The 10,647-nt window shown below is 72.1% G+C and carries 10 protein-coding genes, 1 other RNA gene and 2 pseudogenes; 10 read left to right on the top strand and 3 right to left on the bottom strand.

Translation table 11 applies throughout. The features are described 5' to 3' along the window. Positions 1 to 133: 133 nt before the first annotated feature. Complete coding sequence (locus OTB19_RS34155; RefSeq protein ID WP_053679400.1) at positions 134 to 322, bottom strand: hypothetical protein; 189 nt, start codon at positions 320 to 322, stop codon at positions 134 to 136. A gap of 222 nt (positions 323 to 544) precedes the next feature. Here OTB19_RS34155 and ftsE point away from each other — a divergent pair, with 222 nt between their 5' ends. The 5 genes from ftsE (at position 545) to ssrA (ending at position 4,498) form a co-directional block, all read left to right on the top strand. Further along, positions 545 to 1,234 carry a cell division ATP-binding protein FtsE gene (ftsE, locus tag OTB19_RS34150; RefSeq protein WP_053679398.1) on the top strand — a complete coding sequence of 230 codons (690 nt, stop codon included), beginning with the start codon at positions 545 to 547 and terminating at the stop codon, positions 1,232 to 1,234. Positions 1,235 to 1,243: 9 nt separating this feature from the next. Continuing rightward, the gene (gene ftsX / locus OTB19_RS34145) at positions 1,244 to 2,266 is read left to right on the top strand and encodes a permease-like cell division protein FtsX (RefSeq protein ID WP_267802606.1); all 1,023 of its coding nucleotides are present in this window, start codon (positions 1,244 to 1,246) and stop codon (positions 2,264 to 2,266) included. A 67-nt stretch (positions 2,267 to 2,333) separates the two neighbouring features. Next, positions 2,334 to 3,521 (top strand): S41 family peptidase, encoded by a 1,188-nt coding sequence (locus OTB19_RS34140; protein ID WP_267802605.1) that lies wholly within the window; start codon positions 2,334 to 2,336, stop codon positions 3,519 to 3,521. An 18-nt stretch (positions 3,522 to 3,539) separates the two neighbouring features. Continuing rightward, positions 3,540 to 4,025, top strand: a complete 486-nt coding sequence (smpB, locus tag OTB19_RS34135) for an SsrA-binding protein SmpB (protein ID WP_053679392.1) — start codon at positions 3,540 to 3,542, stop codon at positions 4,023 to 4,025. An 84-nt stretch (positions 4,026 to 4,109) separates the two neighbouring features. Continuing rightward, positions 4,110 to 4,498, top strand: a transfer-messenger RNA (tmRNA) gene (gene ssrA / locus OTB19_RS34130). Between the two features lie 128 nt (positions 4,499 to 4,626). Here the strand turns inward: ssrA and OTB19_RS43470 are convergent. Then, positions 4,627 to 4,761 (bottom strand): annotated as a pseudogene (locus OTB19_RS43470) (oxidoreductase); the annotation flags it as partial. Between OTB19_RS43470 and OTB19_RS34125 the strand changes: the two are divergent. Next, positions 4,712 to 4,987 (top strand): annotated as a pseudogene (locus tag OTB19_RS34125) (TetR/AcrR family transcriptional regulator); the annotation flags it as partial. The pseudogenes OTB19_RS43470 and OTB19_RS34125 overlap by 50 nt on opposite strands. Positions 4,988 to 4,994: 7 nt before the next feature. Here the strand turns inward: OTB19_RS34125 and OTB19_RS34120 are convergent. Further along, a complete protein-coding gene (locus OTB19_RS34120; protein ID WP_267802604.1) occupies positions 4,995 to 6,257 on the bottom strand; it encodes an MFS transporter in 1,263 nt (420 codons plus the stop codon). A gap of 84 nt (positions 6,258 to 6,341) precedes the next feature. On the opposite strand from OTB19_RS34120, the gene OTB19_RS34115 reads away from it, so the two are divergent. From OTB19_RS34115 to OTB19_RS34100, 4 genes are all read left to right on the top strand, one after another. Then, positions 6,342 to 7,307 carry a LysR family transcriptional regulator gene (locus OTB19_RS34115; protein ID WP_267802603.1) on the top strand — a complete coding sequence of 322 codons (966 nt, stop codon included), beginning with the start codon at positions 6,342 to 6,344 and terminating at the stop codon, positions 7,305 to 7,307. A gap of 97 nt (positions 7,308 to 7,404) precedes the next feature. Next, positions 7,405 to 8,775, top strand: a complete 1,371-nt coding sequence (locus OTB19_RS34110) for a nitrate/nitrite transporter (RefSeq protein WP_267802602.1) — start codon at positions 7,405 to 7,407, stop codon at positions 8,773 to 8,775. A 105-nt stretch (positions 8,776 to 8,880) separates the two neighbouring features. Next, positions 8,881 to 10,029: a uroporphyrinogen-III synthase gene (locus OTB19_RS34105; protein ID WP_267802601.1), complete on the top strand. Its 1,149-nt coding sequence runs from the start codon at positions 8,881 to 8,883 to the stop codon at positions 10,027 to 10,029. Between the two features lie 75 nt (positions 10,030 to 10,104). Further along, on the top strand, positions 10,105 to 10,626 hold the full coding sequence (locus tag OTB19_RS34100; protein ID WP_267802608.1) for a GNAT family N-acetyltransferase: 522 nt from the start codon (positions 10,105 to 10,107) through the stop codon (positions 10,624 to 10,626). Positions 10,627 to 10,647 lie beyond the last annotated feature (21 nt).

Genomic DNA, 10,647 nt, shown 5'->3' with positions numbered 1-10,647 from the left:
ACCCCCGAGGACGCACTCGACACCGCCTGCCACCTCCACCTCACCGGTCTCGACACCTGACACGGGCAAGCGCACGCCAAGCCCGACGTCAACCCCCGAAGGATTTACGACGCAGACCACTAAGCGGTCGGGACTACGCGGTCTGGGCCACCAGCGCCAGAGCCGCCACCAGCACCACCAGAAGCGCGATGAGCGCCATGGGATTCAGGCCGGCGAAGGGGCTCTCCTGCTGGAGGCGCTCCCGGTTCGCCCGGCACACAGGGCAGCGGCCCTGGTTGACGGGTGCGGCGCAGTTCGCGCACACGAGCCGGTCATATGTCATGCGCTCCTCCTCTCGTCCCCTGGTACAACGGCAAGGGGGACGGGTCCGTTCCCCCTACCACTGTGCCGGCTTCCACGACATTCGGCGCGGCCCGTCCGGGCAATCGCGATCGGGCCACCCCCGGACCCGGGACATATCGGTCAAGTCCGGATGCCGGGTCCACACCCCGCGCCCGTTCGCGTATGGTCACGCTCACCTACTCCCGGCGACCGTGGTGCACCCGTGATCCGATTCGACAGTGTCTCCAAGTCCTACCCGAAGCAGAGCCGCCCCGCACTCAGAGATGTCTCGCTGGACATCGCGAAGGGCGAGTTCGTGTTCCTGGTCGGCTCCTCCGGCTCCGGCAAGTCCACGTTCCTGCGGCTGGTGCTGCGCGAGGAGCGGGCGAGCCACGGCCAGGTCCACGTCCTGGGCAAGGACCTCGCCAAGCTCTCCAACTGGAAGGTCCCGCACATGCGGCGCCAGCTGGGGACCGTCTTCCAGGACTTCCGGCTCCTCCCCAACAAGACGGTGGCCGAGAACGTCGCCTTCGCGCAGGAGGTCATCGGCAAGCCGCGCGGCGAGATCCGCAAGGCCGTTCCGCAGGTCCTGGAGCTGGTGGGGCTGGGGGGCAAGGAGAGCCGGATGCCCGGCGAACTCTCCGGCGGCGAGCAGCAGCGCGTGGCCATCGCCCGCGCCTTCGTCAACCGCCCCGCCCTGCTGATCGCGGACGAGCCGACCGGCAACCTCGACCCGCAGACCTCCGTCGGCATCATGAAGCTGCTGGACCGGATCAACCGGACCGGCACCACCGTGATCATGGCGACGCACGACCAGCAGATCGTGGACCAGATGCGCAAGCGCGTCATCGAACTCGAACAGGGCCGTCTCGTGCGCGACCAGTCGCGCGGCGTCTACGGCTACCAGCACTGAAAGGACGCCATGCGCGCCCAGTTCGTCATGTCGGAGATCGGCGTCGGTCTCCGTCGCAATCTCACCATGACCTTCGCGGTCATCATCTCCGTGGCCCTGTCGCTGGCCCTGTTCGGTGGCTCCCTGCTCATGCGCGACCAGGTCAGCGCGATGAAGGGGTACTGGTACGGCAAGGTCAACGTCACGGTCTACCTCTGCAACAAGAGCGACGCCAAGGACGCCACCGACGCCGCCAAGGCCGCCGAGACGCCCGCAGCGGACCCGGCGAAGCCCGACGCGAACAAGCCCGACCCCACCAAGGGCAACGCCGGGTCGGAGCGGGGCAGGCAGCCCTGTGAGAAGGGCGCGGTCACCGATGCGCAGAAGAAGCAGATCGAGACCGACCTGAAGAAGATCGACCTCGTCCAGAACGTCGTGTACGAGTCGTCCGACGAGGCGTTCAAGCACTACAAGGAGCGGTACGGGGACACCGCGCTGGCCTCGGTCGTCACCCCGGACCAGATGCCCGACTCCTTCCGGGTCAAGCTGAAGAACCCGGAACAGTACGGGGTCATCACCAGCGCCTTCTCGGGGCGTGAGGGCGTCCAGTCGGTCCAGGACCAGAACCGCGAGGTCGAGAGCCTCTTCAGCCTGCTCGGCTCCCTCAACTGGGCCGCGCTCGGCATCATGTTGATCATGCTGATCGTGGCGTTGCTGCTGATCGTCAACACGGTGCGCGTCTCGGCGTTCAGCCGTCGGCGGGAAACCGGCATCATGCGACTGGTGGGCGCGTCCAGCTTCTACATCCAGGTGCCGTTCATCATGGAGGCGGCCGTCGCCGGCCTCATCGGCGCGGTGCTCGCCTGCGGAATGCTCGGCGCCGGCCAGTACTTCGTGATCGACCACGGCGTGACGCTCCGCGACAAGCTGGAGTTGATCAACTTCATCGGCTGGGACTCCGTCCTCACCAAGCTGCCGCTGGTGCTCGCCATTGGGCTGCTGATGCCCTCCCTGGCGGCGTTCATCGCGTTGCGCAAGTACCTGAAGGTGTGACAAGCGCCCCGTGTGCGGTCGGGTCAACCCACCGTGCCGCCGCGGGGCTTGTCCTAGACTCGGCGCCATGCCGGGCCCATCCCCTCTCTGTCTCCGGCCCCGTGACCTGCGTCGCGGGGCCGCTTTGACGTTGGCTTTCCTCGCGGCCGTCGGTACCGCCGCGGGCACCGGCTGCTGGGACCGCGCCGACGCCGTGGACACGGCGGGGGTCCTGGTGGTCCGCACGCACGACAAGGCCGCGGGCACGCCCTCGGCGGGCACCGCCGACCGGGACGCCGTCGCACGCGCCGCCGCCGAGGCCGCGGCCGAGGGCAAGTCCGGCAAGAAGGCCGCCCAGGACGTCGTCAGCCGCAGCGGGGACCGCTGGGGCATGGTCTACGACCAGAACGAGTACGCGGCCTTCGCCGAGGACCTGGACGGCCGCTGGACCGGTGTCGGGCTCTGGGCCGAGCGCCGCGCCGACGGCCGGATCGAGGTGGACCGGGTACAGCCCGGCAGCCCCGCCTCCCGGGCCGGGCTGCGGGCGGGCGACCGGCTGCGGAGCGTGGACGGCAAGGGCGTCACCGGCCTGTCGGTCGCCGACGTGGTGGCCCTCCTGCGCGGCGAGGCGGGCACCCCGGTGGTGCTGGGCCTCGGCCGGGCCGGCGCCGACTTCACCGAGACCGTCCGCCGGCAGCAACTGCGCGTCGAGCCGGTGACGGTGCGCCGTCTCGCGGACGGGGTCACCGTCATCAAGGTCGCCTCGTTCACGCGGGGTTCGGGGGAGCGGGTGCGGGACGCCGTCCGCGCGGCCCCGCCGGGCGCGGGCCTGATGCTGGACCTGCGCGGGAACCCGGGCGGGCTGGTCACCGAGGCGGTGACCGCGGCCTCCGCGTTCCTCGACGGCGGTCTGGTGGCCACCTACGACGTACGGGGCTCCGAGCGGGCCCTGTACGCGGAGCCCGGCGGGGACACCGCGCGGCCGCTGGTGGCCCTGGTCGACGGCGGCACGATGAGCGCGGCCGAACTGGTCACCGGCGCCCTCCAGGACCGGGGCCGCGCGGTGACGGTCGGCAGCCGCACCTTCGGCAAGGGCTCGGTGCAGATGCCGACGGAACTCCCGGACGGTTCGGTGGCCGAGCTGACGGTCGGCACGTACCGCACCCCGGCGGGCCGCAGCCTCGACGGCAGCGGCATCGACCCCGACCTGTCGGCGGCCGAGGGGACCGAGGAGCGGGCCCGCAAGGTATTGGGTGGCCTCAGGGTGGGTCGGTAGTGCGAAAATGACCGCACTATGGCTAAGGAAAAAGGGCGCAAGCTGATCGCCCAGAACAAGAAGGCGCGGCACGACTACACGATCCTCGACACCTACGAGTGCGGTCTCGTGCTCACGGGCACCGAGGTCAAGTCCCTGCGTCAGGGTCGGGCGTCGCTGGTGGACGGCTTCGTGTCGATGGAGGGCAACGAGGCCTGGCTGTACAACGTGCACGTGCCGGAGTACAGCCAGGGCACGTGGACCAACCACAGCTCGCGGCGCAAGCGCAAGCTCCTGATGCACCGGGAGGAGATCGACAAGCTGGACTCGAAGTCGTCGGAGTCGGGTCACACGATCGTGCCCCTGTCCCTGTACTTCAAGGACGGCCGCGCGAAGGTCGAGATCGCGCTGGCCAAGGGCAAGAAGGAGTACGACAAGCGACAGACCCTGCGGGAGAAGCAGGACACCCGCGAGACGAACCGCGCCGTGGCGGCCGTTCGACGCAAGCAGCGGGGCACGGTGTAATCACCTGGCATCCCGAGGTCCACTTCGCGTACGATGGCGTCAGCGCCTCCCGCTCGCGGGTGGGGTCACTTGATAAAAAAACATGGGGATGATCGGTTTCGACAGCGGATGTCGATGTAGGGGAAGCGAGCCGAGGAAGCGGCAATGATCTCGTAAACCATATGTCGCAAACAATAATCGCCAACTCCAAGAGCGATAACTCCCGCTTCACCCTCGCTGCCTAATAACAGTGAGCTGAAGCCTCTGTGAGGAGCGTCAGCCCGGAAGTGGTCCCGGTCCGGATCCTGGCGTCAACTAGGGATCTAAACCTCTAACCCCGGTCACGGGGGTTTGAGGGAAATCAAACAGTGACTGAGCCCGTCGGAGACTTGTCCGTGTGATCTCCGGGGCTGAGAAAAGCGCAGCGGAATGCGCTCGGAGAAGCCCTGCTTCTGCACCGTTGGACGCGGGTTCGATTCCCGCCATCTCCACTCATCCCATGTGGGCAAAGGCCCCGCGGCTCCGGCTGCGGGGCCTTTGTCATGCCCGGGGCGTCGGGCCCCGTGCCAGGGGCCGGGCGGTGATCCGGTCAGGCCCGTGCGAGGGCCGACCGACGATCCGGTCAGGCCTGCGCCGTGGATCGGACGATGATCTCGCCGATGTCGATGCCGCCGGGCTGTTCGATCGCGTAACCGATGGCGGAGGCGACGGCCGAGGGCGGCATGGCGATCTCGTCGCGCTGCCGGATCATCGCCGCGACCGGGGGCAACCCCTACGGACACAGCCGGGAGATGATCCAGGGCGCCATCGCCTCGCTCATGGACGCGTGCGTGGCCGCCGGGGTGATCCGTACCGACATCGGGCCCGCCGATGTCGCCGCCGCGCTCGAAGGCATCGCCCTCACCTCGGCGGGCGCCGAGCACCGCCGGCAGGCCGAGCGCCTGCTCGACCTCACCCTGGACGGCCTCGCGGTCCGCCCCTGAGGCCGCGTCAGCCGGTACGTACGACGGGTGCACGGGACGCGAGGCCGATCAGGAGCGCGGCCAGGGCCGCCGCGGCCGGCAGGGTGTAGGCGGAGGTGGTGCCCAGATGTTCGACGACGGCGCCGGCCGTCGCGGAGCCCGCGGCGATGCCCGCGAGGATCGCGGTGACGGCGAGGGTCATGCCCTCGTTGAGGCGCCCCTCGGGCGTACGGCGGTGGACCTCGGACATGGCCGTCACCATCGTCGGGGCCGTGGCCGCGCCCGCCAGGAGCAGGGCCAGGGCCAGCGGGACGAGCGAACCGCCGGCCGCCGCCGCCCAGGGGAGGGCCATCGCCGCGCACAGGGCGACCAGGCAGACGCGCAGGCCGCGCGGCCGACGGGTGCCGTAGAGCAGACCGGCGGCGCAGGAGCCGGCGGCCTGGAGGGCCAGGACCGGGCCCGCGGCGGCGCCGAGGCCGTGGGCGTCGAGGTGGGCGATCGAGGTGACCTCCATCGAGCCGAAGATCACGCCGGTGGCGGCGAAGAGGCCGAGGAGCGGCAGCAGGGCGGGCAGCGGAGACGAGGAGGGGGCGGGGCGGACCCCGGTGGGCGGCGGCTCGGTGGCGCGCTGCGCCGTGAAGACCAGCATGCCGACGAGCAGCAGCGACGCGGCGACGAGGGTCCCGGCCTCCGGGAAGACGAGCGTGCACAGCGACGCGGCGGCGACCGGGCCGAGCAGGTAGCAGAGTTCGTCGGCGGCCTGCTCGAAGGACATCGCCGTGTGGTGGTCGGCCGGGGCGTCGCGCAGCAGCAGGGTCCAGCGGGCCCGGGACATGCCCCCGATGTTGGGGGTGGTGGCCGTCGCCGCGTACGAGGCGAACAGGGTCCAGGTGGGGGCCTGCGTACGGACGCACGCGATCAGGCAGAGCGAACCGAGGACCGCGATCAGCGTGGCGGGGACGGCGATCCGGGCCTGCCCGAAGCGGTCGACCAGTCGGGCCGTCCACGGCGCGACGAGGGCCGTCGCGGCCAGGCCGGTGGCGGTGACCGCCCCGGCGAGGGCGTACGAGCCGTGCTGGCCGGCGATCATCATCACCGCGCTGATCCCGAACATGCCCATGGGCAGCCGGGCGATGAGGTTCCCGGTGGTGAAGGCGCGGGTGCCGGGTCGGGCGAAGAGGCGGCGGTAGGGGCCGCCCCGGGGCGCGCGGGGGCGCGGACGCGGGGGCGGCGGCGGGCCGGTCAGGACGAGGGTGGAGCCGGTGACGGTCATCAGGGTCGGGGCGGGCATGGCTCAAGGCTGCGGTCCGGTCCCCGGCCGGGTCCAACACCTGTTCACGGCCCATTCACCGGTTTCCGTTGTTAGTGTCCGGGGGTGATCTCCCGTGATGTGGACCCCCGCCTGCTGCGCGGGTTCGTGGCCGTGGCCGAGGAACTGCACTTCTCCCGCGCCGCCGCCCGCCTGTACGTCGCCCAGCAGGCCCTCAGCAGGGACATCCGCCGGCTGGAGGAGACCCTGGGCGCGGCGCTGTTCACCCGCACGACCCGGGCCGTGGAACTGACCGCCGACGGGCAGCGGCTGCTGCCGCTCGCGCACAAGGTGCTGGCCGCCCACACCGAACTGGCCTCCGCCTTCGCCGAACCCGGGCCGCTGCTCGTCGACCTGAACAGCGACGGCCCGAGTTCCGCGCGCAGCGTTCTGGACCGGGCCCGCGCGCTCGCCCCGGGCTGCGAACTGATGGCCCGCTTCGAGAGCGGGCTGACCCATGCCGCGGCGGAGATCGCCGCCGGCCGCCTCGACGTGTCCTTCGGCTACGCGCACGGCCTGGAGCCCGCGCCGCGCGCCCGCCTCGCCCACACCCTCGTCCGGTACGAGCCGCTCGCCGTGCTGCTGCCCGACGGGCACCCGCTGGCGGCGCTGGACCGGGTGCCGCTGGCGGCCCTGGCCGGGGAGACCGTGTACGCGGGGGCCGGCAACCCGCGGACCCTGGAGTGGACCCGGCTGGCGCGGGAGCTGTTCGCCGGGCGGGGCATCGCGCCGGCGCCGCCCGCGCCGGTGGCCGTCGGCAAGGAGGAGTTCGGGCGGGTGATGGCCAAGACCCGCACCCCGGTCCTGGTCACCGTCGACTTCACCGACCTGCCCGGCTGCGCGAAACGCCCCCTGGTCGCACCCGTGCCGCTGTCCCCGCTGTCGATGGTGTGGCGCAAGGGGCTGCGCCACCCGGGCCTGGACGCCCTCCGACGGGCGGCCGCCGAGCTGGCCGCCGAACGGGGATGGCTGGAGGTGCCGGCCGGGAGCCTGCTGCCGGCCGCGCTCACAGGCGGCCCCGACGCCGGGTGAGTGCACGGTATCCCCCCGGTCATCGGAGGGTGACCCGGGCCGAAACGCGCGCTTCCTACGGTGGTCACCACGGACGCGACAGCTGTGGAGGCGTGTGATGACCGGAACGACCGCACCGCGCAAGGGAGGCCGCTGGATCGAGCGGTGGGATCCGGAGGACGAGGTCTTCTGGCGGGAGACCGGGGAGCGGGTGGCCCGGCGCAACCTCCTCTACTCGGTGCTCTCCGAGCACATCGGGTTCTCCGTCTGGTCGCTGTGGTCGGTGATGGTGCTCTTCATGGGCCCGGCGTACGGCATCGACCCGGCCGGGAAGTTCTTCCTCATCGCCACCGCCACGGCCGTCGGCGCCCTCGTCCGGATCCCCTACACCTTCGCCGTCGCCCGCTTCGGCGGGCGCAACTGGACCGTGGTCAGCGCCCTGCTGCTGCTCGCGCCGACCGTGGCCGCGCTGGTCGTCATGGAGCCCGGCACCTCCTACGGCACCTTCCTCGCCGTCGCCGCCCTGACCGGCGTGGGCGGGGGCAACTTCGCCTCCTCCATGACCAACATCAACGCGTTCTTCCCGCTGCGCAAGAAGGGCTGGGCGCTCGGGCTGAACGCGGGCGGCGGCAACATCGGCGTGCCCGTCGTGCAGCTCGCGGCCCTGCTGGTCATCGGGACCGCGGGCGCCGGCCACCCCCGGCTGCTGCTCGCGGTCTACGTCCCGCTGATCGTGGCCGCGGCCGCGCTGGCCCTCGTACGGATGGACAACCTGGCGCCGGTGCGCAGCGACGTGGGCGCGGTCCGGGACGCGGCCCGGGACCCGCACACCTGGATCATGGCCTTCCTGTACATCGGCACCTTCGGCTCCTTCATCGGCTACGGCTTCGCCTTCGGGCTGGTGCTCCAGACCCAGTTCGGGCGGACCCCGCTCCAGGCCGCCTCGCTGACCTTCATCGGACCGCTGCTCGGCTCACTGGTGCGACCGGTGGGCGGCGCGCTCGCCGACCGGCTCGGCGGCGCCCGCATCACCCTGGCCGCGTTCGTGGCGATGGCGGTCGCGACCTCGGTGGTGATCCTGGCCTCCGTACGGGAGTCGCTCCCGGTGTTCCTGGTGGGCTTCGTGGCGCTGTTCGCGCTGAGCGGCCTCGGCAACGGCTCCACGTACAAGATGATCCCCGGCATCTTCCAGGCGAAGGCCCTGGCGCAGGGCCTGGGCGCCGAGGAGGCCGCCGCCCGCGGGCGGCGGCTGTCCGGGGCCGCGATGGGGCTGATCGGCGCCGTGGGGGCCCTCGGCGGCCTCGGCATCAACCTGGTGTTCCGGGAGGCGTTCTCCCGCTCCGGGTCGGGCACGGCCGCCTTCGTGACCTTCCTCGCCTTCTACGCGGTGTGCTGCGCGGTGACCTGGGCGGTATACCTTCGCCGCCCGGCCACCGCATCCGTCACCGGACCGCAGGCGTCGGCGAAGCCGCAGCTCACCTCGGTGTAACGCCGGTTAACGGCGACGAAATACGACGGAACCGAGCCCGACACGGCGACTTGGCAGGCTCGGCCCCCGTTACGCGCGCACCTCTCGGGCAAGGCAGGACACCACATGGACGCTCCGGACACCGGCCCGCTCGCCGGCTTCACCGTCGGGGTCACCGCCGCCCGGCGGGCCGACGACCTGATCGCCCTGCTGCGCCGGCGCGGGGCCTCCGTGCTGCACGCGCCCGCCCTGCGGATCGTTCCGCTGGCCGACGACGGTGAACTCCTCGCCGCCACCAAGGAACTGATCCACCGCACACCGGACGCCGTGGTGGCGACCACCGCCATCGGATTCCGCGGCTGGATCGAGGCCGCCGACGGATGGGGGATCGGCGAGGAACTCCTCGACCGGCTGCGCTCCACCGAACTGCTCGCGCGCGGGCCGAAGGTGAAGGGCGCCGTACGGGCCGCCGGGCTGGTGGAGGCCTGGTCACCCGCCTCCGAGTCCCTCGCCGAGGTACTGGACCGGCTGCTCGCCCAGGGGGTGGCCGGGCGGCGGATCGCCCTCCAACTGCACGGCGAACCGCTGCCCGGCTTCGTCGAATCTCTGCGGGCGGGCGGCGCCGAGGTCGTGGTGGTGCCCGTCTACCGCTGGATGCCGCCCCAGGACCCGGCGCCGCTCGACCGGCTGCTGGACGCAGTGGCCGCCGGCGGCCTGGACGCCGTCGCCTTCACCTCGGCGCCGGCCGTCGTCTCGATGCTGTCCCGCGCCGACCACCTGGGGATGCGGGAGGCGGTCCTCGCGGGGCTGCGCGGCGACGTGCTCTCCGCGTGCGTGGGGCCGGTGACCGCGCTCCCGTTGCAGGCCGAGGGAGTGGTCACGGTGCAGCCGGAACGCTTCCGGCTGGGGCCCCTCGTCCAACTGCTCTGCCAGGAAATGCCGGCGCGGGCCCGGGTGCTGCCGGTCGCCGGGCACCGCGTGGAGATCCGGGGCCACGCGGTGCTGGTCGACGCCGAACTGCGGCCGGTGCCGCCGGCCGGGATGGCCCTGCTCGCGGCGCTGGTCCGCCGGCCGGGGTGGGTCGTGGGCCGGGCGGACCTGCTGCGGGCGCTGCCGGGCGCCGGGCGGGACGAACACGCCGTGGAGACGGCGATGGCCCGGCTGCGGGTGGCGTTGGGGGCGCCGAGGCTGATCCAGACGGTGGTCAAACGGGGCTACCGGCTGTCCGTGGACGCGGGCGCGGCCGGCGACTGCGGGGTGCCTCCGGCGGGCTGAAGGGCTCCGGCCGGGGGGTGTCGGCGGCGGGAGGGTCTGCGTTAGCGTGCCGTCGTGATCATTGACGGGGTGGAGATGCGGGGCGTCCGGATCGAGGACGCCGCCGGCCTGGCCGACGTACTGCGGCGCAACCGGGCCTACATGGCCCCCTTCGAGCCGTACCGGGACGAGCGGTTCTACACCGAGGCCGGCCAGCGCGACCGGATCGCGGGCCTGCTCGCGGAGCGGGACGCCGGACGCACCCTGCCGTTCACCCTCGTCGCCGGCGACGTCCCCGTCGGCGGGATCAACCTCGGCGGCATCGCCCTCGGACCGCTGCGCAGCGGCGGCGTCGGGTACTGGATCGACGAGGCCTGGACCGGGAAGGGGCTGGCCACCGCCGCCGTCGAGGAGGTCTGCCGGATCGCCCGCGACGAGCTGGGCCTGCACCGGATCGAGGCGGGCACGCTCGTCGACAACCTGGCCTCGCAGCGGGTGTTGGCGAAGACCGGCTTCGAGCAGTACGGCCTCGCCCCCCGGTTCCTCCACATCGACGGCGCCTGGCGCGACCACCGCCTCTTCCAACGGATCCTGCACGACGACCCGCCCGCCCTGTAGTGCTGTGAACCCTTCCGGTCA

This window comes from Streptomyces sp. H27-H5 (assembly GCF_026627505.1).
Taxonomy (GTDB): domain Bacteria; phylum Actinomycetota; class Actinomycetes; order Streptomycetales; family Streptomycetaceae; genus Streptomyces.
The sequence above is the reverse complement of the archived record's forward strand: the minus strand, read 5'-3'. Positions and strand labels throughout refer to the sequence as shown.